Annotated in this window: 19 protein-coding genes; 10 read left to right on the forward strand and 9 right to left on the reverse strand. The window is 73.7% G+C overall.

Features of this window, described 5'->3' with window-relative positions; genetic code table 11:
- Together VG276_29665 and VG276_29670 are read right to left on the reverse strand one after the other, a co-directional pair.
- Positions 1-430, reverse strand: a 430-nt coding sequence (locus tag VG276_29665) for a nodulation protein NfeD (GenBank protein ID HEV8653456.1), incomplete at its 3' end; no start/stop codon positions are given.
- A 131-nt stretch (positions 431-561) separates the two neighbouring features.
- A complete protein-coding gene (locus tag VG276_29670; protein ID HEV8653457.1) occupies positions 562-2,070 on the reverse strand; it encodes an MFS transporter in 1,509 nt (502 codons plus the stop codon).
- Between the two features lie 103 nt (positions 2,071-2,173).
- Here VG276_29670 and VG276_29675 point away from each other — a divergent pair, with 103 nt between their 5' ends.
- Positions 2,174-2,680, forward strand: coding sequence for a MarR family winged helix-turn-helix transcriptional regulator (locus tag VG276_29675; protein ID HEV8653458.1), 507 nt, complete (start codon positions 2,174-2,176; stop codon positions 2,678-2,680).
- 172 nt (positions 2,681-2,852) lie between these two features.
- Here VG276_29675 and VG276_29680 read toward each other — a convergent pair whose 3' ends face one another.
- Together VG276_29680 and VG276_29685 are read right to left on the reverse strand one after the other, a co-directional pair.
- Complete coding sequence (locus tag VG276_29680; GenBank protein HEV8653459.1) at positions 2,853-3,227, reverse strand: STAS domain-containing protein; 375 nt, start codon at positions 3,225-3,227, stop codon at positions 2,853-2,855.
- Complete coding sequence (locus VG276_29685; GenBank protein HEV8653460.1) at positions 3,224-5,704, reverse strand: SpoIIE family protein phosphatase; 2,481 nt, start codon at positions 5,702-5,704, stop codon at positions 3,224-3,226. Before VG276_29685 ends, VG276_29680 begins: the two co-directional genes overlap by 4 nt.
- Before the next feature lie 251 nt (positions 5,705-5,955).
- Here VG276_29685 and VG276_29690 point away from each other — a divergent pair, with 251 nt between their 5' ends.
- From VG276_29690 to VG276_29705, 4 genes are all read left to right on the forward strand, one after another.
- Positions 5,956-6,459: a hypothetical protein gene (locus VG276_29690; GenBank protein ID HEV8653461.1), complete on the forward strand. Its 504-nt coding sequence runs from the start codon at positions 5,956-5,958 to the stop codon at positions 6,457-6,459.
- Between the two features lie 126 nt (positions 6,460-6,585).
- The gene (locus VG276_29695; GenBank protein ID HEV8653462.1) at positions 6,586-7,239 is read left to right on the forward strand and encodes a hypothetical protein; all 654 of its coding nucleotides are present in this window, start codon (positions 6,586-6,588) and stop codon (positions 7,237-7,239) included.
- A gap of 324 nt (positions 7,240-7,563) precedes the next feature.
- Positions 7,564-7,956 (forward strand): hypothetical protein, encoded by a 393-nt coding sequence (locus tag VG276_29700; GenBank protein HEV8653463.1) that lies wholly within the window; start codon positions 7,564-7,566, stop codon positions 7,954-7,956.
- Positions 7,957-7,960: 4 nt separating this feature from the next.
- Positions 7,961-9,025 carry an NDP-sugar synthase gene (locus tag VG276_29705; GenBank protein HEV8653464.1) on the forward strand — a complete coding sequence of 355 codons (1,065 nt, stop codon included), beginning with the start codon at positions 7,961-7,963 and terminating at the stop codon, positions 9,023-9,025.
- A 267-nt stretch (positions 9,026-9,292) separates the two neighbouring features.
- Here the strand turns inward: VG276_29705 and VG276_29710 are convergent, their stop codons facing one another.
- Both VG276_29710 and VG276_29715 read right to left on the reverse strand, forming a co-directional pair.
- Positions 9,293-9,988, reverse strand: coding sequence for a PP2C family protein-serine/threonine phosphatase (locus tag VG276_29710; protein HEV8653465.1), 696 nt, complete (start codon positions 9,986-9,988; stop codon positions 9,293-9,295).
- Positions 9,989-10,082: 94 nt separating this feature from the next.
- On the reverse strand, positions 10,083-11,858 hold the full coding sequence (locus VG276_29715) for a PAS domain-containing protein (protein HEV8653466.1): 1,776 nt from the start codon (positions 11,856-11,858) through the stop codon (positions 10,083-10,085).
- A gap of 213 nt (positions 11,859-12,071) precedes the next feature.
- Here VG276_29715 and npdG point away from each other — a divergent pair, with 213 nt between their 5' ends.
- Both npdG and VG276_29725 read left to right on the forward strand, forming a co-directional pair.
- Positions 12,072-12,782, forward strand: a complete 711-nt coding sequence (gene npdG, locus VG276_29720) for an NADPH-dependent F420 reductase (GenBank protein HEV8653467.1) — start codon at positions 12,072-12,074, stop codon at positions 12,780-12,782.
- Positions 12,779-13,327 carry a cob(I)yrinic acid a,c-diamide adenosyltransferase gene (locus VG276_29725; protein ID HEV8653468.1) on the forward strand — a complete coding sequence of 183 codons (549 nt, stop codon included), beginning with the start codon at positions 12,779-12,781 and terminating at the stop codon, positions 13,325-13,327. The genes npdG and VG276_29725 overlap by 4 nt, the downstream gene beginning before the upstream one ends.
- A gap of 23 nt (positions 13,328-13,350) precedes the next feature.
- Here the strand turns inward: VG276_29725 and VG276_29730 are convergent, their stop codons facing one another.
- From VG276_29730 to VG276_29740, 3 genes are all read right to left on the reverse strand, one after another.
- Positions 13,351-13,932 (reverse strand): YceI family protein, encoded by a 582-nt coding sequence (locus VG276_29730; GenBank protein ID HEV8653469.1) that lies wholly within the window; start codon positions 13,930-13,932, stop codon positions 13,351-13,353.
- 100 nt (positions 13,933-14,032) lie between these two features.
- The gene (panB, locus tag VG276_29735; protein HEV8653470.1) at positions 14,033-14,824 is read right to left on the reverse strand and encodes a 3-methyl-2-oxobutanoate hydroxymethyltransferase; all 792 of its coding nucleotides are present in this window, start codon (positions 14,822-14,824) and stop codon (positions 14,033-14,035) included.
- Positions 14,825-15,029: 205 nt separating this feature from the next.
- A complete protein-coding gene (locus VG276_29740) occupies positions 15,030-16,772 on the reverse strand; it encodes an NAD+ synthase (GenBank protein HEV8653471.1) in 1,743 nt (580 codons plus the stop codon).
- A gap of 349 nt (positions 16,773-17,121) precedes the next feature.
- Here VG276_29740 and VG276_29745 point away from each other — a divergent pair, with 349 nt between their 5' ends.
- The 3 genes from VG276_29745 to VG276_29755 form a co-directional block, all read left to right on the forward strand.
- Positions 17,122-18,438, forward strand: a complete 1,317-nt coding sequence (locus VG276_29745) for a glutamine synthetase family protein (protein HEV8653472.1) — start codon at positions 17,122-17,124, stop codon at positions 18,436-18,438.
- A gap of 18 nt (positions 18,439-18,456) precedes the next feature.
- Positions 18,457-19,443, forward strand: coding sequence for a DUF4262 domain-containing protein (locus tag VG276_29750; protein ID HEV8653473.1), 987 nt, complete (start codon positions 18,457-18,459; stop codon positions 19,441-19,443).
- Positions 19,444-19,674: 231 nt separating this feature from the next.
- The coding region (locus tag VG276_29755; protein HEV8653474.1) for a hypothetical protein at positions 19,675-20,181 on the forward strand (507 nt) is incomplete at its 3' end.

A 20,181-nucleotide genomic window follows, 5' to 3' on the forward strand; every position in this document is an offset into this window, starting at 1 on the left:
CCTGCTCGATCGCGCCGCTCACGCCGACCGGGTGGGCGGCGCCGATGTTGGTGCCGTGGGCCATCGCGTTGGACGGGCAGGCGAGCATCACGAACGTCCCGGCGGAGGCGGCCCTGGCCCCGGCCGGCCCGGTCCAGCAGAGCACCGGCACCCGGGAGCCGGTGATCGCCTTGACGATGGCGCGCATGGAGGATTCGAGGCCGCCGGGGGTGTCGATGGTGAGCAGGACGGCGGCGTCCCCGGCCTTGTTGGCCGCGGTGATGCTGCGCTCCAGGTAGCGGGCGATGAACGGGTCGACGGCGCCGTGCAGCTCCAGGGCGCGGACGGTCGGGCGGCCGGCGGATGCCTCTGCGCCCGCGCCGGTCACCGCCGGGCCGGCCAGCAGCAGCGCCCCGAGCGCCAGGGCCGCGGCCGTCCACCGAACGTGCATACCCTCATGATCCACCCGCCGAGCCCAAGCCGGTAGGGCGCTGTTGCGCTGCGCCGATCCATGGCGCGCTGAAGCCGCCCGGTCTGCTGCCTGCTCGGCTGATCTCCTGCATCGATCCCCCAACTCCCCTGTCAGGCGGCGTCCTGGGGTTCGGCCTCCGGCTCGCGCCCGGCGGTCGCCGCGGCTGCTGTCCTGCTCGGCGCGGGCAGCAGGAAGGATGCGGCGGCGGCCAGCGCGACGATGACGGCGCCGGCCATGAGCGCCCTGGCGTAGCCGGCGGTGAGGGCGGCCGGCGGGGTCGCCGAGGCGAGCATGGCGTGGCTGCGGGTGGTGGCAACGGTGGCCAGGGCGGCAAGGCCGATCGCGCCGCCGACCTGGCGGGTGGTGTTGAGCAGCCCCGAGGCGAGGCCGGCCTGCTCGCGGGGCACGCCGGCGGTCGCGGCGAAGGCTACCGGGGTGAACGCCAGGCCGAGGCCGAGCGTGACGAGCACGCTGGGGCCGAGCAGGCTGCGCAGGTAGGTCCCGTCGGCGGTGATGCGCGACAGCCACAGCAGCGCGACCGCCGAGACCAGCGGCCCGATCAGCAGCAGCGGCCGCGCACCCGTGCGCGGCAGCAGCCGCGAGCCGACCTGTGCCGCCGCCGCGATCGACAACGTCATCGGCACGAAGGCCAGGCCGGCCTTCAGCGGCGAGTAGCCGAGCACGTTCTGCATGTACAGCGACAGGAAGAACCACATGGCGAAGAAGCCGCCGCCCATGCACAGCATCACCACGTTGGCGCCGCTGACCGAGCGCGACCGGAACAGGCTCAGCGGCATCAGCGGCGAGGTGGCGACCCGCGCCTCGTGGAACACGAACCAGCCGAGCAGCACGACCGCGACCGCCAGCGTGCCGAGCGTGCGATCCGACGTCCAGGCGTGCTGGTCGGTCCCGACGATCGCGTACACCAGCGCCATCAGCCCGCCGGTCACCAGCACCGCCCCGAGCGCGTCGAGGCTGCGCCGGCCACGCCCGTTGCCGGCAGCAGCGGCCGCGACGCTGTCGTCCCTGCGCAGCAGGGCGCGGGCGCCGATGATCGCGACCACGCCGACGGGCACGTTGATGAACAGGGTCCAGCGCCAGCTGGCCACGTCGGTGAGGATGCCGCCGAGCAGCGAGCCGGCCGCACCACCCGCGGCGGCCATGGCGCTCCACGCCCCGAGCGCCTTGGCGCGGCGCGACGGGTCGGAGAAGGTGGTGGTCAGGATCGTGAGGGTCGCCGGGGACAGGATCGCACCGCCGAGCCCCTGCCCGATGCGGGCGGCGATCAGCGTCGCCTGGCTGGGTGCCAGGCCACCGGCCAGGCTGGCCGCCGTGAACAGCCCGATACCTGCCAGGAAGACCCGCCGGCGCCCGAGCAGGTCGGCGGCGCGCCCGCCGAGCATCAGGAAGCCGGCGAACGCCAGTGCGTAGGCATTGACCACCCACTGCAGCCCCGACTGGCTGAAGTGCAAGTCGTGGCGAATCGAGGGCAGAGCGACGTTCACGACCGAGATGTCGAGGATGACCATGAACTGCGCCAGGCAGACCAGCGCCAGGATCAGGTTGTCGTTTCGGACGCTCCGCGTCTCCGCGGGTGTCTGCAGATCTGCCACGGCCATGCAGCTGCCTCGTCTCTTGGGTTATCCTGATCTTTGGATCTTGCCATTGATATACATCTACCAATGGTTGCCAGCAACCAAGATACCAGAGGGGTGCGACAACATGAGCGCGACGGCGCAGCGGAGCGCAGACGCCGTCCGGGTCTGGCCCGAGGATCTGCTGAAGCGGTCCAACTTCCTGCTCTGCAAGCTGTCCACCGTGGCGAAGCGAGAGCTCGTGGAGCAGCTCGCCGCCCAGGACCTGGAGCTGCCGCACCACCGGCTGCCCCATCTCGCGGTGCTGAGCTGCCTCGCCGACTCCGGACCCGCCTGCCAGAAGGACATCGCCGAGCGCCTGCGCATCGACGGCAGCGACATGGTCGCCGTGCTCGACGACCTCGAGCACGCCGGCTATGTCACCCGCGTCCGCGACCCCCGCGACCGCCGCCGCCACGCCGTCAGCATCACCTCCACCGGCCGCCGCGCCCGCCGCCGTCTCGACCACCGCGTCGACCGCGCCGACGACGCCCTGTTCGCCCCCCTCACCACCACCGAGCGCGAGCTGTTCCACCGCCTCCTGCGCCGCGTCCTCGCCCACCACGACCCCCGGGTGCCCCCGGAGCTGCCCTGATCCGGCAGGGAAGGGTCCTGATCCGGCCAACAGAAGTTGGCAGCGATGCTGCAGTGTCGCGCGCCGTGGCGCCTTGAGACCAGACCGAGTTCGGGGCAGTGTCGTACCAAGATCCCCGCAGGTACCGTTCACGCGAGCCGGCCGCGACCCTCGCCAGGGGCTCCGACGGCACCTACCTGCTATCGTCGGGCAGGGTCTCGTCGCGGTGGGCCAGGGCGTCCTCCAGCCGGGTCTCCACGGGGATCACCCTCGGCAGGCCTGTGAACTCAACCACCCTGCGAACCGGGGAGTTGAAGGGCACCACCAGCCGGAGCTGCCGTCGCCGGGCCTGCAACCGCGTCGCCAGCCGGAGCAGGAGCGCCACCCCGGCGCTGTCGAGATAGGTGGTGTCGGTCAGGTCCACCACCAGCCTGCGCGCCTCCTGCCCCACTGCACGGCCGATGGCCGCGGCGACGTCCTGCGCATTGGACAGGTCGACCTCGCCGTGGACCCGGACCAGGCACAGCCTGCCCTGCTGCTCCTCCTCAACCCAGGCCAGGTCGCTCATGCGCGGCTCCCACCCGAAAGCCGCCGCTCAAGCCGCACGACCGTCCCGTCCGGCCCGCTCTGCACCTTGACCGCATCCATGAGCGCTCGCAGCAGCGGCAGGCCATGCCCCCCGTCCACGCCCGACGGACGTCTCCAGCTGCCGTGGTCTCGGACCGTCACCTCCGCGGTCCCATCGCGTACCGCCAAGTCCATCTCCAACCCACCCTCCTTGGCGCCATAGGCATGTTGGATCACGTTCGCGCAGGCCTCGCCGCAGGCGAGCAGCAGGTCGTCCGCGACGTCCGGCGCGGCATCGATCTCCCGGAGCCAACGACGCAGGGTCTGGCGCAGCGGGGCGAGCACGCGCGGTTCCGCGGGCAGGCGAACAACCAGCCGGCTGCCGACAAGCGGAACCGGCCGCAGCGCAAGCAGCGCGATGTCGTCAGCGACGTCGTCCCCGACCATGCAGCGCAGCAGCTGCTCGCACAGCGCGTCGACGTCGTCGTCGCAGGCTGCCGCCAACCTCGCCAACCGATCGAGTCCCGCACAGATCGGCGCGCCACGCCGCTCCACCAGTCCGTCGGTGAACAGTAGCAGGGTCGAACCCGGGGTGAGCCGGAAGGTGGCCTCGGCGGGGAGCTCGGGATGGTCGCAGCCCAACGGGGGTGCGAGGCCGTGCTCGAGGTAGCGGACGTGGCCCCCTGCCTCGACGACGAGCGGGGGAGGATGGCCGGCGTTGGCGAACCGGACCATCCCAGAGTCCAGGTCGACTACGAGGTAGACGAGCGTCACGACCTCGGAGCCGAGCAGCCGGCTGACGAGCTGGTCGAGTCGGCGCACGACCCTGGCCGGCGATGGTTCCTCCAGCGCGTAGGCGCGCAGCGCCATCCGCACCTGCCCCATGGTGGAGGCCGCCCGCAGCCCGTGGCCGGCGACGTCACCGATGGCGAGCCCCACGTGCCCACCCGGCAGCTGCACGACGTCGTACCAGTCGCCGCCGACCCGCATGTCGCCGCCGGCCGGGACGTAACGGGCCGCGAGCAGGATGCCGGGAAGCTCGGGGAGCCGGTCGGGCAGGAGGCTGCGCTGCAGCGTCTCTGCGATCCGGTGCTCGCGTTCGGCCTGCTTGCCCTCGGTGACGTCCTGGACGGTGCCGAACATCCGCCGAGGCTCCCGGTTCGGGCCGACGCGCAGCTTGGCCTTGCCGAGCAGCACGCGCTCCGCACCGTCGGGGCGGGTAATGCGGTACTCGACGTTGGGCAGGTCCTGATCACCAGCTCGCCGGAGCGCGGCCTCCACATTCGACCGGATGCGCGCGGCGTCGTGGGTCGTCACATGCTCGACGGCCGTCTCGAAGGTGACGGGGAACGCTTGCGGGGCGTGCCCGTGGATGCGGTACATCTCGTCCGACCACGACACCCGGTTCTGCGGTATCAGCCACTCCCAGCTCCCGATGTGGGCGACCTGTTGGGCCTCGGCGAGCTGTCCCTCGCGCTGCCGGAGCGCTCGCTCAGTCTCCTCTCGCTCGGCGATCTCGCGGTTCAGTCGCTGGTTGGTGGCGGAGAGCTGGGACGTCCGCTGCCGCACCCGCTCCTCCAGCTCGCCCGCGGCGCGCTCCAGCGCCTCGTGGGCGTGCATGCGCTCCGTCACCACGGCGGCGAAGAAGAACGAGCAGAAGGCAACCGTCGCGTTGAACGCCTGGAGTGTGAGCATCCTCTCGAGCAGCGTTCCCGCTCGGAACGGGCCGACGCCCTTGCCGGCTGCCCACGAGGCGACGGCAACGACGAGCAGGGCCGCCGGCGCCGCTCCCCGTTGCTGGAACCGCCAGGCCGCCCACCCGAGCAGCGGGATGACGAGGACCATCACGTGCAGATCGGTAGCCATCGCCGCCAGGGACACCATCGCGATGAGGAAGAAGAGCACGGTCGCCTCGACGCGCTCCCGGAGCGTTGCGTTCGATCGGTGGCGTCGCAGGCCCAGGCTGAGCAGGAACGGGGTCACGACGAGGACGCCCATGGCGTCGCCGGTCCACCACACCGCCCAGGAGGCCGGGAACCTGCTGGCGGGCAGGGCTCCGGACGCCACCAGGACCCCGGCCCCGACTGAGGCGCTGAGCAGCATGCTCAGCAGGGCACCGAGGACGATGGCGATGGCGTCCCGGAGCCGGTCGATCTCCCGGCGGAAGCCGACCTTGACGAGCAGGGTCGCCGCGACAAGGGGGGCGAGCGTGTTGCCCGCGGCCGTGGCGCCGGCAGCCAGGCCGTTGGTGCTGATGGGGAGGTTGACCGCGAAGGCTGCCAGCGCGACGCCGGGCCACACCGCCCGGCCAAAGACAAGGAACGCCACGACGGCGATGCCCGTGGGGGGCCAGAACGGCGTGACGTTCCGTTCGATCAGCGCGAGCCGCAAGCCAAGCCTGGCTGCAGCGTAATAGGCGGCCGCCACCAGAAGGACGTTGCCCGGGTACGACCAGAGCTTCGAGATGGTGGCGTGCACGGCGCGACGGCTCCAAGCCGCCGCCGGTTCCTCCGCAGCGCCCATCTCGCCCTTTCCCGACGCATCGGTCAACGCAGGGCAGCAGGGTAACCCTTCATCGGGATCTCAGCATCCTTGGCTGGTAGGGCGGTACCGAGCACCGGTCCCGCGGACGCCCGGTCCATCGACCCGGCAGCAGCGGCATCCCGTTGGCGGTGGTCGCCGACATCCCCCAAGATGAGCGTCTCACCCGGACTCCCGAGGAGGCGAGGATGGAGCAGGCGCACGCACGGGCGCTGCTCGCCGGCGAGCGAGCCCGGCTCGAGCGGCTGCTGGCGGCCGGGTCCGGCGGGCCGGTCCCGGCGGAGCTGGGCGACGAGGTCGACGACGCCGACCGGCGTGACGACAGGCAGACCGGCACGGCCGTCGACGAGCTCCTGCGTGCGCGGTGGGCGTCGCTGGAGCGGGCCGAGGCGCGGCTTGCCGCCGGCAGCTACGGCCGGTCGGTCCGCAGCGGCCGGCCGATCCCCGACGAGCGGCTGGCGGCCGACCCGCTGGCCGAGCTGACGGTGGAGGAGGCGGCCGCGGCCGAACGCGACGCGGTCGAGCAGACCGACGGCGCGGTCGGGCTGGTGTCGGCGCGCCATCCGTATGAGGTGCTTGAGGATGCCGACATCACGCCGGAGGAGGAGCTTGCCGGCGAGGAGGACGACGACGAGCCCGCGACCGGGCCGACCCCGGGCATCCACGTCGAGCGGGACGACCGGCGCCGGTAGCCCGGCCACCACCGCCGGCGGCCGGGCGGCCGGCAGCTGGCGGGGCGCCTACCACCTTGCCACGCTCACCGGGATGCTCGAGCGTCAAGCGGGAGCGGCGTCCACGCCGGCTCGAGGGTGACCGGCATGGACACGCCCCGGACGCCGCCGGCCTCCTCGCAGGTGCACCTGGCCGAGGTCGGAGTCTGCGACGCCTGCCTGCGCTCTGGTCGCCAGCGCCTCAACGTCGGGCTGGCCCTGGGGGCCGCGCTGCCGGGCGCCTACCTCGGGCTCGCCCTGCTCGCCGGGCTGTACGCCTGGCATCTGAACACCACCAGCGGCCTGAGCACGCTGGTCTCCTCCAAGGTGAACCAGTGGACGCTGCTGGTCGGCACCCTGCCGCTGGTCTTCACGGTCGCCTCCGGAACTGCCACCGGCCTGCCCGTCGGGCCCGCGCAGCGCGAGGAGCTGCTGCTCACCGCCGCGCAGAGCCTGTTCGCGGTCGCGGTCCTGGTGAACCTGGAGATCAGCGTCCGGGAGGCCGCGGCCCTGTCGGGGCTGTTCCTGGTCCAGTTCGGGCTCGCCGCGCTGGTCCCTGGCAGCACCGAGCTGCTCGTGGTGGCCCTGGCGTACCTGGTGGGGGCCGCCGTGCTGCTGCTGCGCGCCAGGCGCCTGCTCGGCCCGCTGCTGCGCGACGGCCTGCGCACCCCCTACCACCGGCTCCAAGACCAGCGCCGGGCACCTCAGGCCGGTGGCCACCGCCCCGCGACCGGCGGGGAGCGGCCCGGGGCTCCCCCCTGAGGCCCAGGTCAGCGCGGGGGCGCGACCCAAGCAGCTCAGCCTGTTCAGCGACGCCGGCTAGTATGTGACGGGTAGGCTCCTGCGGTCCTGTCCACTGTCCCCGCTGCCGGCAGGAGCCGATGCCACCCGATGACGACCGGCCTCCCTTGCCCACTCGTGCCCGACCCGCACAGCGTGGCGGGATGCTGGAAACTTGCCGGCTTACAGGCCGACTCCCCTTGCACCCGTCACTGGGGAACCGGCCCAGGAGGTAGTCAGAGCACTTGCGCGGAGGCGAGGCCCGAGCCGCCGGGTCGGCCCTCGGCCCGACCGACGAGGAGAGGCATGCAGACCGAACCGCCGGCGTCACCGGCGCTCCGCCGCATCAGCGTGCTCGTCAAGCTCGCTGCCGAGGGGTTCCAGGACGCCTTCGGCGCCCGGCCGGACTGGTTCGAGGTCCCGGCCGAGGACCTGGGCACGCTCCAGGAGGAGGTGGGTGCCGCGTGGGCGGAGCGGGTCTCGGGCGTGATGGGTCTGCGCGCCGGGGCCGGCTACGTCGCGGGCGGCCCGGCCGGAACGGTCGCGCTGGCCCAGGCCGCCCACGACGGAGTCCTCGGCCTGCTCGGGCTCGCCGCCCTGCCCCCCGACGTCCTGGTCGAGGAGACCCCTGGCGGCCCCCGCTACCTCGTGCCCGAGGAGTGGTTCGTCGCCGGCCCGGCCGGCGACCCCCGGCGGTAGCCGGATGGGCGCCGGCCCGGCTGCGCGGCCCGGGACCGAGGTCGTCGGGTTCTGCCTTGCCGCCGGGGCGGGCAGCCGCCTGGCCCCGCTGACCCGGCGCGTGCCCAAGCCGCTGCTTGCCCCTGCCGGGCGGCCACTCGTCGATCTCGCGTGCGAGGCGCTGCTGGTCGCGGGTGCCGGCCGGGTCGTGGTCAACGCCCACCACGGCGCCGACCTGCTCGCCGCCCACTTGGACGGCCGGGCCTGGCGCGCTGCAGGCGAGTCGGCCTGGCGCGCTGCAGGCAGCGGGAGCAGGGCCTGGCGCGCTGCAGGCGATCCGGCCGGCTGCCAGGTGGTGCGCGAGCCGGAGCTGCTGGGCACCGGCGGCGGGCTCGGCAACGCCCGTCGGCTCGGGCTCCTAGGCCGGGGGATCGTGCTCGTCACCTGCGCCGATGTCGTGGCCCATCCCGCCGACATGGCCGAGCTGGCCGCCCTGCTCGAGCGGTCGGGGGCTCAGCTCGCCGCCGGCCTGGTCCCGGCCCGGGACGACCCGCTGCCGTTCCGCTTGGACGCCACCGGCCGGATCGTGCCCGACCCGGCCGGGGGCTGGGCGTCTGCCGGGGTGTACGCCGTGCGCGCGGCCGCGCTCGACGCCGTCCCCCCTGGGCGCTCCACGCTGGCCGAGTCGGTGCTCGAACCGCTCTGCCAGCGCGGCCAGGCCCAGGGGTGGCCGCTCCGCCATCCCTGGGCTGACGCGGGCACCCTCGGGCGGCTCCTCGGCGTCTCGGCCCGCCTGCTCGCCGGCTGCTGGCCCTACCGGCTGCCGCCCGGCCGCCTCCTCCCGGCCGGCCGCGACCGGGGCCCGGTGCTGGTCGTGGACGGGAGCGTGCTCGCCCCCGGCGCCGTGGTCGCCGGGCCGGGCGTGCTGGACAGGGGCAGCCGGATCGAGCACGGCGCTGTGATCACCCGCGTCGTGGTCGGCCCTGGCGCCGTCGTCGGGACGGGCGCCACGGTCACCGGCAGCGTCCTCGGCCCGGGCGCCACGGTCGAGCCGGGCGCGACCGTCACGGCCGCGCTGCTGCCCAGGTGACCCGGCAGCAGCGCCACGCCCCGCACCGGCGCGTCTCGCGCCCCGCACCGGCGCGTCTCGCGCCCCGGCCGGTGCCGCCCTCGCGGCGTGGCGCGAGCACGGCGCGAGGGCAGCGGGTCCAGGCGGTCAGGCCGCCAGCCGGGCCCAGCCGCGTCTGGAGAGGCGGTCAGGTAGCCGAGATATCCGGTCTGCAGCGGCTCGGACAGACCCAGCCAGGCTCAGCCGGCCCAACCCGGCTCAGACAGGCCCAGGCGGGGTCGGGCGGGCTCAGGCGGGGTCGGGCTGGTGGCGGATGAGGACCACGGCCACGTCGTCGGCGAAGCGTTCCCCGGACAGCTCCTGGACGTGGGCGAGGACGGTGTCGAGGCCGGCGCCGTCCAGCCCGGCCGGAGTCGGCAGCTCAGCGAGGCGCTCGATCAGCCCCTGCTCGCCGAAGCGGTCAGGGCCGCCGGGCCGGTTCCTGGCCTCGACCAGGCCGTCGGTGTAGAACAGCAGCGTCCATGTGCGACCCAGGGCGACCGTCACCTCCTGCCAGTCGCCGTCCCCGCCCAGGCCGAGCGGCGGCCCGCACGGCAGGTCGACCAGGTCCACGCCCTCTCTCAGCAGCAGGGGCATGGGGTGGCCGGCGACCACGAACGTGGCGCTGGCCCGGTCGGGGGGCACCCGGGCGCAGCAGACGGTGGCGAACGCCTCGTCGGAGGGGCGCTCGGCCAGGAAGACCTCGTTCAGGGCGTGGGTCAGGGCCAGCGGGTCGGTCACGGTCAGCGCAAGCCCGCGCTCGGCGCCACCCTGCGTGCCGGTGAGCAGGGGCGCGCCGGCCGCCTCGGTCCGAAATACCGGGCGCCTGGCCGCGAGGTCGCCGGGCAGGTCGGCCGCGGCGGCAACGGCTACGGAGGTGGCGCCGCCGGCCCTGGTGGGCGCGGCAGCCACCAGCCTGGCCTGCTCGCCCTCGACCTCCCACATCGACGCCCAGGGCAGGCGAAGGTCCGCGCGGCCGCGCGGCAGATCGTCTCGGCCAGGTCGGCCGCGCCCAGGTCCTCGGCATGGAACGCCGGGGTCATGCTGAGCATGCGGTCCAGCGCGGCCCGGTCTCGCGCTCGGCCGCGAGCAGCCGCGCCCGCTCGGCTTCGGCCGCCTGGCGGGCGGAGACGTCGTGCAGGTAGACGAACAGGCCGTCCAGTGACGGGTAGGCGCGCACCTCGAACCAGGCGTCGAGCGCCGGGTAGAACGCCTCGAACTCCACCACCGTGCTGTCGGTGACCGCGCGCTCGTACTCCCGCTGGAACGCGGTGCCCAGGGGTGCCGGCAGCGTGTCGTAGAGCGGGCGGTCGAGCAGCTCGTCCTCGCTGTGCCCGAGGACCCGCTGCGCCTCCCGGTTGGCGTAGGTCAGGCGCCAGCCCTGGTCGAAGGCGCAGAAGCCGTCGCTGATGCTCTCGAACGCGCGGGCGATGCGCTCCCGCACCGAGCGGGACTCGGTGGTGTCCAGCGTGGTCCCGGTCACCTGCGCGGGCTCGCCGGTCTCGTCGAGCACGACCTGGCCCAGGCTGAGCGCCCAGCGGACGGCGCCGTCGGGCCGGGCGATGCGGTACTCGACCTCGAAGCTGCCCGCTGCCTCGATCGCGCGGGCGATGGCGGCGTCGACCGCCTCGACGTCGTCGGGGTGGATCCGCTCGGTGAACCCGGGGTAGGTGCCGCTGAACGCTTCCAGCTCCACCCCGAAGATGCGGGCGTGGTTGGGGTTCCAGCGCAGCGCGCCGGTGCGCAGGTCCCAGTCGAAGGTGCCCATGCGGGCCGCGTCCAGGGCCAGCCGCAGCCGGGCTTCGCTGTCGCTCAGCGCGCGCTCGGCCGCCTTGCGCCCGGTGATGTCGGTGACCACCGCGCCCACCCCGGTGACCTTCCCGTCCGAACCGGTCACCGGGTAGTAGCTCGCCAGCCAGGTCGGCTCGGGCCGCTTGGCGCCGCCCGCGCCTGCGCCCGGAGGGCCGGCGATCTCCACGTCGCAGACGGGCGCGCCGCCGTCGAGCACCTGGCGCACGATCGGCTCGGCCGCCCGGGTGAGGGCGGGGTGGCCGACCTCGCGCATCGACCGGCCCAGGTGCTCGGCGACCGAGCGCCCGTTGATCGCGGCCATGAAGCTGTTGATGCGGACGTAGCGGAGGTCGGCGTCCATGACCGCGAGCCCGATCGGGGCCGCCGCGAGCAGCACGTCGAGCGCGGTGGCGCCGCCGCCGTCGCCGAGCACCGCCCCGGCCGGCCCGGGCGGCTGGTCGGCGGCCGCCTGGGCCAGGCGGAGCCGGTCGAGGGCGAGCGCGCACAAGCGGCCGAGGGCGAGCAGGAAGCTCCGGTCCTCGGCGGTGAAGCGCCGCTCCCTGGCGAAGCTGAGGCCGAGCACGCCGACGATGCGCGGCCCGAGCCGCAGGGGGATCGAGGCCGATGCCTCGTTGCTGGTGGCCACTGCGGCGAGGTTGGGGTAGCGGCGGTTGCGCTCGGCCAGGGACTCGAGCCAGACCGGCTCGCCGGAGCGGGCGGCGTCGGCGATGGGGAGGCGGGTGTCGAGCGGGAAGCGCCGGAAGGTGTCGATCAGCCTGGGCGGCAGGCCGAACGAGGCGGTGGTCTCGAGCGTCCCGTCGGGATGCAGCAGTGCGAGCGCGCCCGCGACGGCGCCCAGCGCGGCTGTGCCCTGGCGCACGGTCGTGGCAACGATGTCCTGCGCGCTGACCGCGCCTGACAGCGCGGTCGTGAGCATGTACAGGCGGGCGAGGCGCTCGGTGGCCGGGTCGGGCGGCGCCACGCTGGGGCTGGGCCGTGCTGGCCGCTCGAAGCGTTCCGCCATCGCCTGCCTCGTCCCTCCTTACCGCAGCTCTCGGACCCACGCCGCAGCTGTCGGACCCACCCTGGGTCCGAGCATACGGCGCCCGACCTGCCAGCGAAACTCCGACCATCCCGGCGTGGGCGCCCCTGGCGTCCGGGTCAGGTAGCCTCCCCTTGACCAGGCCGCCCGCACCCGTGCCGGCGCGCTGACGGACCGACGACAGGAGGCAGCACAGTGGCCGACCAGCTCATCCTCGGCCTGCTCGGCGGGACGGGGCCACAGGGCCGCGGGCTCGCGTTGCGCTTCGCCCTGGCCGGGCACGAGGTCCTGCTGGGATCGCGCTCGGCTGAGCGGGCCCGCGGGGTCGTGCAGGAGCTCGACGCCGGTCGCGGCCTGCCCATCCGCGGCGTGGGCAACGAGGAGGCGGCCGAGCGGGCCGGCGTGGTCGTGCTCACGTTTCCGTTCGAGGGCCAGTCGGCGGTGCTGCCCTCCCTGGCCGGCGCGATCGGGGACAAGATCGTGGTCGATGTGGTCAACCCGCTCGCCTGGGACGGGGCCGGCCCCTACCTGCTCGACGTGCCCGAGGGCAGCGCCGCCGAGCAGGCCCAGGCGCTGCTGCCGAGGGCCCGGGTGACGGCCGCGTTCCACCACGCGGCGCCCAAGCTGCTGGCCGACCCGGACCGGCAGGTCGACACCGACGTGCTGGTGGCCGGGGACGACCCGGAAGCCAAGGCGGTGGTGCTCGCGCTGGCCGACGAGATCCCCGGGTGCCGGGGGGTCGACGCCGGGCCGCTCCGGCTGGCCCGCCAGCTCGAGGGGTTCACGGCGGTGATCGTGAGCCTCAACCGCCGCTACCGGATCCACGCCGGCGTCCGGGTCACCCGCTTGTCCGAGGAGCGGCGGCAGCGCCAGGCAGCCCAGGCGACCACGAAGGAGCGCTCGTGAGGATCTACACGCGAGGCGGGGACGACGGCACCACCGGGCTGCTCTACGGCGGCCGGGTGGACAAGTCCGACCTGCGCACCGAGGCGTACGGGACCACCGACGAGGCGGTCGGCGCGCTCGGCATGGCCAGGGTGTTCATCGCCGACAGCCTGCTCGCCGACCTCGTCCTCCGCCTCCAGCGGGAGCTGTTCGTGGTCGGGGCGGAGCTGGCCACCGCCGTCGAGAACGCCCACAAGCTGCAGCCCGGCCGGACCAAGGTGACGGCCCCCATGGTGGACGGCCTGGAACGGCTCATCGACGAGTACACCGGCAAGATCCGGATGCCCGAGGAGTTCATCGTGCCCGGCGAGTCCCGCGGCTCCTCGTTCCTCGACTACGCCCGCACGGTGATCCGGCGGGCCGAGCGCCACACGGTCGCGATGGACCGGGCCGGTCTGCTGGTCGACCGGGAGGCCGTGCGCTACCTGAACCGGCTCGCCGACCTGGTGTTCGTGCTGGCCCGGTACGAGGAGGGCGACTTCCGCACGCTCCGCTCGGGATCGTAGCCGTGCGGGTGGCCGTCGACCCGCTACTTGCGGACGAGCTCGGCCTCGACCTCGAGCCGGACCTCCTTGGCGAGGAGGAACCCGCCGGTCTCGAGGGCCGCATTCCACTTCAGCCCCCAGTCCTCGCGGTTGACCGTGGTGGCCGCGGAGAAGCCCGACCGCAGGTTGCCCCACGGGTCGGTGCCGACCCCGAGGAACTCGAGGTCGAAGGTGACCGGCCGGGTGACGCCCCGGATCGTGAGGTCGCCGTCGAGCTTCCAGACGCCCTCGTCGGCAGGCCGGACCGCGGTGCTCTCGAAGGTGATGGTGGGGTAGTGCTCCACGTCGAAGAAGTCCGCCGACTTCAGGTGGCCGTCCCGGGTGGGATCGTGGGTGTCCGCGCTGGCCGCCTCGACCTCGACGTGCACGCGGGACTGCTCCGGGACCTCGGCGATCTCGGCCTCGCCGCTGAAGCGGGTGAAGCGGCCGCGCACCTTCGCCATAAGGTGCCTGGCGATGAACTCCAGCGACGAGTGGACCGGGTCGATGACCCAGATGCCCGGGGGCGGGACGGTACGGCCGTCGACCACCCGGGCTGCTCCCGCCTGTACGGGACCTTCGCTCATGCTGCGCTCCTCTCCGTGGGCGGCCGCCGGTCTGCGGCCGCCCTGACGATTGCGGAGACAACTATCTCACATCTCATTGTTCCTGCAACCATCGATGCGTTCAGTGGTATTGATGCTCGGCGGCCGGGTAGTGGCCCTCGGCCACGTCCTTTGCGAAGCGCTGGGCGGCGTCGGTCAGGGTCGAGCGGAGGTCGGCGTAGCGCTTCACGAAGCGCGGGGCCGGGTCCCCGGTGAGGCCGATCAGGTCGGTGATGACCATGACGTGGCCGTCCACACCGGGGCCGGCCCCGATGCCGATGGTGGCGACGTCCAGCGCCTCGGTGACCCGGGTGCCGAGCTCTGAGGGGATCATCTCCAGCACGACCGCGAAGCAGCCGGCCTCCTGGAGCGAGAGCGCGTCGGCCAGCAGATCGTCACCCTTGGCACCCCGGCCCTGCACGCGGAAGCCGCCGAACGCATTGAGCGACTGGGGCGTGAAGCCGAGATGGCCCATCACCGGGATGCCGGCCTCGGCCATGCGCCGGACCGCCTTGGCCGATCGGCGGCCGCCCTCGAGCTTGACCGCGTTCGCCCCCGCCTTGACCAGCCGGGTCGCGTTGCGCACGGCCTCCGCGGCCGACGCCTGGTAGGCCCCGAACGGCAGGTCGCCGATGACCAGCGCATTCCTGGCCCCGCGGGCGACCGCCGCGGTGAACACCAGCGCCTCGTCCATCGTGACCGGGATCGTGGTCTCGTAGCCGAGCACGTTGTTGCCGACCGAGTCGCCGACCAGCAACAAGGGCACCCCGGCCTCGTCGAGCACGCGCGCGGTCAGCGCGTCGTAGGCGGTGAGCATGACGAACCGCTCCCTGCGCGCCTTCCAGGCGGCGAGGTCGGCGATGGCGACCGGCATGGCGGCCTCCTCTGTATGGTTCCTTGGAGCCCGCTCGGGGTCTCCTGGACCACCAAAGTGTGCCACGCCTGGCGGGGCCGCAACCGCGACTGAACCCGGTTGCCTGGCCAGGCGGGTTGCCTGGCCGGGCCGGTTACCTGCCCGGCGGCCGCAATCCGCAGCCGAAGCCGGTTGCCTGGCCGGTCCGGTTGCCTCGCCGGGCCGGTTACCTGGCCGGGCGGGTCAGCCCCCGGAACCGGTTGGTGATGGGCAGGCGGCGGTCCTTGCCGAACGACCGTCCGGTGACCTTCGGCCCCGGTGGTGCCTGGCGCCGCTTGTACTCGGCGCCGTCCACGAGCTTGACGACCTTCTCGACCGTCTCCCGGTCGAAGCCCTCGGCGACCAGCTCCTCGACGCTGGCGTCGTCCTCGACGTAGGCCTCGAGGATCGGGTCGAGCACCTCGTAGGGAGGCAGCGAGTCGGTGTCGAGCTGGCCCGGGCGCAGCTCGGCCGAGGGCGCCTTGTCGAGCACCGCCTGCGGGATCACCACCCCGGCCTGGTTCCGCCAGCGGCACAGGTCGTACACCAGCGTCTTGGGCACGTCACGGATGACGGCGAAGCCGCCCGCCATGTCGCCGTACAGGGTGGCGTAGCCGACCGCCATCTCCGACTTGTTCCCGGTGGCGAGCACGAGGCTGCCGAACTTGTTGGACAGGGCCATGAGCAGGGTGCCGCGGCTGCGCGCCTGCAGGTTCTCCTCGGCGATGCCCTCTTCGGTGCCGGCGAACGCCTCCTTGAGCACCGACAGGAACGCCTCGACCGGCTCGGCGACCGGCAGGACGAGGAACCTGATGCCGAGGTTGTCGGCCAGGGCGCGCGCGTCGGTCAGGCTCCCCTCCGACGAGTAGGACGACGGCATGGCCACCCCGGTCACCCGCTCGCGGCCGAGCGCGTCGGCCGCCACGGTGGCGACCAGGCTCGAGTCGATCCCGCCGGACAGCCCGATCAGCACCGACCGGAAGCCGTTCTTGTCGACGTAGTCGCGGGTGGCGGTGACCAGGGCCCGGTACACCTCCTCCTCGGTGCTCAGGGCGGGGGCGAGCCGGCGCTCCACGGGTGGGCCCGGGTCAGGCAGGGCGTCGGTGACCTGGACCCGGCGCACGGCCAGGGCCGGGTGCGGGTCGACGGCGGGGGAGCGGCGGGGCCGGTCCGAGAGGCGGGCGGTCGCCCCCTCCTCGAGGGTCAGGTCGACCACGAGCAGCTCCTCGCCGAACGCCCCGGCCCGGGCAAGGACGCGGCCCTGCGGGTCGAACGAGGCGCTCTGGCCGTCGAACACCAGCTCGTCCTGGCCCCCGAACTGGTTGACGTAGAAGAGATGCGTGCCGTGGTCGGCTGCGCGTGTGGCCAGCATGGGGCCGAGCCGGTCGTCCTTCTCGAGCCGGTACGGCGAGGCATTCAGGCTGACCACGACCTCGGCCCCGGCCGCGGCGGCCGACGCCATCGGGCCCCAGGGGAACCACAGGTCCTCGCAGATCGTGACCGCGACCTGGACGCCGCCGAACCCGGCCAGCAGCACCTCGCCGCCGGGCACGAAGTAGCGCTCCTCGTCGAAGACCCCGTAGTTGGGCAGGAGCACCTTGTGGTAGGTGGCGACAATCTGGCCCTGGTGGCAGAGGGCGGCCGCGTTGGCCGGTCCGGCCGGGGTCGGCTCCACGAAGCCGACCACCGCCGCGGCGTCGCCCACCCGGGCCGCCACCTGCTCGGTCGCGGCCCGGCTAGCGGCCAGGAACGCCGGCTTGAACACCAGGTCCTCTGGCGGGTAGCCGGTCACGGCCAGCTCCGGGAAGACGACCAGGTGGGCGTGGCGCTCGGCGGCCTCCTGGTAGGCGCGAAGGATCAGGTCGACGTTGCCGTCGACGTCCCCGACCACCGGGTTGATCTGGGCACCGGCCAGACGAAGCCGTTCCACGGACACCTCCCGCGCTCCGGCCGAGGGACGTGCCCCGCCCTCGGCGGGCGCCCGCCCGGCCTCTCCCGCCACGATAGCAGCGCCCTCCCACCCGGACGGAGCGCAGAGCAGGTCGAGCCCGAGCGCCTCCATCGGCTCGAAGTCGTACCGCTGAGGGTCAGGAGCGGCATCTCGTGAGGGTCAGAGGCGGCATCTCGCCTGCGACGCAGCAGGCGGTGGTCCAGCAGTCGTTGCCTGGTAGTGCGGGCGACCGGATCGTCCCCTCCAGGGTGAGCCGGCTTGGTAGCATGGCGCGCCACCCGTCCGCCGACGCACGTTCCAGCGTGCCCGTCCTGCGAGAGACGCCGACATGGACAAGCAGCGGGAGTACGTCCTGCGCACGGTCGAGGACCGCGACGTCCGCTTCATCCGCCTGTGGTTCACCGACGTCCTCGGCTTCCTCAAGTCGTTCGCGATCACCCCGGCCGAGCTCGAGGACGCCTTCGAGCGGGGCATGGAGTTCGACGGCTCGGCGATCGAGGGCTACGCCAGGGTCCAGGAGGCCGACATGGTGGCCCGGCCCGACCCGAGCACGTTCCAGATCCTGCCCGGCCACAGTGACGACGGGGGCGTGGCCCGCATGTTCTGCGACGTGCTGACCACCGAGGGCGAGCCGTTCGACGGCGACCCCCGGTGGGTCCTGCGCCGCAACCTGGAGCGGGCCGCCAGCCTCGGGTTCACGGTCTACGCCCAGCCCGAGATGGAGTTCTTCCTGTTCGCCGACGCCGAGTCGGCCAAGCCCCTGGACATTGGCTCGTTCTTCGACCAGACCGCGCTCGACCTGTCCCAGGACTTCCGCCGGGTCGCCATCGGCATGCTCGAGCGCATGGGCATCTCGGTGATGCAGTCCCACCACGAGATCGCGCCCAGCCAGCACGAGATCGACCTGCGCGAGGCGGACGCGCTGGCCATGGCCGACAACATCATGAGCTCCCGGCTGGTGGTGAAGGAGGCGGCGCTGGAGCGGGGGCTGCACGCGACCTTCATGCCCAAGCCCACCGAGGGCGTGGCCGGCTCGGGCATGGACACCCACCTGTCGCTCTACGAGGGCGACCGCAACGCCTTCTACGACCCTGGTCAGGAGGCCAACCTGTCCAAGACGGCGCGGGCGTTCATCGCCGGCCTGCTCGTCCATGCCCACGAGTACACCGCGGTCACCAACCAGTGGATCAACTCCTACAAGCGGCTCGTGCCCGGCTACGACGCGCCCACCTGGGTGTGCTGGGCGCAGCGAAACCGCTCGGCGATGGTGCGGGTGGGGGGCTACCGCTCCGACCGGGTCGACGTCGAGGTGCGCTCGCCCGACCCGGCCACCAACCCCTATCTCGCCTTCGCGGTGCTGCTCGCGGCCGGCATCAAAGGCATCGAGGAGGAGTACGAGCTGCCTCCCGAGGCGGGTGACAACATCGGCGAGATGACCGACGCGGAGCGGCGGGCGGCCGGGATCACCCCGCTCCCGGTCGACCTGCACGAGGCGCTCGGCGCCATGGAGGCGTCCGAGCTGGTGGCCGAGGCCCTGGGCGAGCACGTGTTCGAGTGGTTCCTGCGCAACAAGCACCGCGACTGGGAGTCCTACCAGCGCTACGTGTCGCCCTTCGAGCGCGAGCGCTACCTCCCCCTGCTCTGACCAGTGGTGCGGTCCTGGATGCCCCTTGGCCGGCGCCGGCGCCGGCTCGGCGAGCCGTTCCTGCCCATGCCCGAGATCGACCCGGGGCTGGCCGGGCGGCTCGAGCCGGTCCGCGCCAACGTGGAGCGGTACGGCTGGCACCTGCAGATGGTCTTCGGGGACCCGCTCCACCACCCGTGGACCTACACGATCGGGCTGTGGACGTCACTCGGCCATCCCGAGCTGTCGATGTTCGGGGTCGACCAGAACCAGGCTGCGCTGCTGCTCAACCTCATGGGAGAGCGGGTCGTGCGCGGCGAGCGCTTCGAGCCGGGCCGCGACCATGCCCGGGTGCTCTCCGAGCAGGACGTGCGGGTGGTCGGGGTGCGGCCCGAGTGGTACGCCCCCTACTTCGGGACGGCGATCGACTGGTACCTGGACGAGTTCCCGATGCTGCAGGTCGTCCTGCCCGACCGGGCCGGCCGGTTCCCGGACGACCCCAGGAGCGAGCTGCGGCAGGGCCAGCCGCTGCTCGACTCCGCCGACCCCTGGCCCGACCCGGTGGTGCACGACGACCGGTCCTGGGAGCATCCGGGCCCGATGGTGCTCGGGCGGGACGTCGACGACGCCGACTGCTGGTCGGGGCGGTGGGAGGCCCTGCCCAGCCGGCAGGTGGGGGTGGGCGAGCTCGAGATCGCGGTGGTCCCGTTCCTCGGCCAGCTCGTGCTCGGCGACCGGGTGCGGGTCGCTCCCGACGGCGGCCGGCAGGCGGTGGTCCAGGAAGTCACCCAGCGGTCGAGCCTGGGTACCATGCGGGTCACCCCGATGCCCTCCAACGACGAGGAGCTCGCGCGCTGCAACCGGATGCTCGGCCGGCTCGAGCGGCTCGGGATCCGCTGGGAGTGGGCCGGCCAGGAGCTGCTGGCCATCGCCGTCCCGCGGAGCCAGCTCCCCGACGTCGAGGAGCTGGTCGCTCCCCTGGCAGCCGACGACCTGCTCTGGGTCGAGCGGGTCCGCTGCTCCTGACCCGGCCCGCGCCGCCGCGCGGCCGGCGCGCGCCCGTAGGGGGGGCCCGATGCCGGCCGGCCGGCGCGCGCCCGGTTGGGGCCTTGATGCCGGCCGGCCGGCGCGCGCCCGGTTGGGGGGCCTGATGCCGGCCGGCCGGCGCGCGCCTGGTTGGGGGGCCTGATGCCGGCCGCCCGGCGCCGCCCGGCGCCGCACTACCATGCACGGCAACCAGCCGACCGGTGAGGTGCCGTGATCCCTGACCCAGCCCGAACGTCCTCCGACACCCTGGCCCGCCACGGCTTCGACGAGCCCGAGGCCAGCGCGGCCGCGCTCGCCCAGCTCGGCGCGTGGCCGCCGTCGGCGGTACTCGGCGGGCACCGGCTGCTCGCCGAGGTGGCCGGGAGCGCCCACCCCGACCTGGCCGCCCGGGCCCTGGCAGCGATCGCCGCCGCCAGGGCCGACCCGGACGCGTTCGCGGCGTTGCTGCGTCGCCGGCCCGGGTTCCGCCGTCGCCTGGTCGCGGTCGTCGGGGCCAGCCGCTCCATGGGGGCCTGGCTGGCCGCCCACCCTGAGGAGGCCGACCGGCTCGTCCACGGCCGGGCCTGCATGGAGCCTCGCTCGCGGGGGGAGTTGGTGGCGGAGGCGAGGGCGACGGTGGCGCGGCATGACGACCCGGCGGGGGCGTGGGATGCGCTGCGCCGGTTCAAGCGCCGGGAGCTGGTGCGGATCGCGGTGCGGGACCTGACGGCGCGGGCG

It is taken from the genome of Actinomycetes bacterium, assembly GCA_036000965.1.
Classification (GTDB): domain Bacteria; phylum Actinomycetota; class CALGFH01; order CALGFH01; family CALGFH01; genus DASYUT01.

Coding starts and splice junctions, on each gene's coding strand:
- VG276_29695 (HEV8653462.1), top strand. CDS start 6,586: ATGGACACGCCCCGGACGCCGCCGGCCTCCTCGCAGGTGCACCTGGCC.
- VG276_29715 (HEV8653466.1), bottom strand. CDS start 11,858: ATGGCGGAACGCTTCGAGCGGCCAGCACGGCCCAGCCCCAGCGTGGCG.
- VG276_29675 (HEV8653458.1), top strand. CDS start 2,174: ATGAGCGCGACGGCGCAGCGGAGCGCAGACGCCGTCCGGGTCTGGCCC.
- VG276_29680 (HEV8653459.1), bottom strand. CDS start 3,227: ATGAGCGACCTGGCCTGGGTTGAGGAGGAGCAGCAGGGCAGGCTGTGC.
- panB (HEV8653470.1), bottom strand. CDS start 14,824: ATGCCGGTCGCCATCGCCGACCTCGCCGCCTGGAAGGCGCGCAGGGAG.
- VG276_29690 (HEV8653461.1), top strand. CDS start 5,956: ATGGAGCAGGCGCACGCACGGGCGCTGCTCGCCGGCGAGCGAGCCCGG.
- VG276_29700 (HEV8653463.1), top strand. CDS start 7,564: ATGCAGACCGAACCGCCGGCGTCACCGGCGCTCCGCCGCATCAGCGTG.
- VG276_29750 (HEV8653473.1), top strand. CDS start 18,457: ATGCCCCTTGGCCGGCGCCGGCGCCGGCTCGGCGAGCCGTTCCTGCCC.
- VG276_29670 (HEV8653457.1), bottom strand. CDS start 2,070: ATGGCCGTGGCAGATCTGCAGACACCCGCGGAGACGCGGAGCGTCCGA.
- VG276_29710 (HEV8653465.1), bottom strand. CDS start 9,988: ATGTGGGAGGTCGAGGGCGAGCAGGCCAGGCTGGTGGCTGCCGCGCCC.
- VG276_29730 (HEV8653469.1), bottom strand. CDS start 13,932: ATGAGCGAAGGTCCCGTACAGGCGGGAGCAGCCCGGGTGGTCGACGGC.
- VG276_29705 (HEV8653464.1), top strand. CDS start 7,961: ATGGGCGCCGGCCCGGCTGCGCGGCCCGGGACCGAGGTCGTCGGGTTC.
- VG276_29745 (HEV8653472.1), top strand. CDS start 17,122: ATGGACAAGCAGCGGGAGTACGTCCTGCGCACGGTCGAGGACCGCGAC.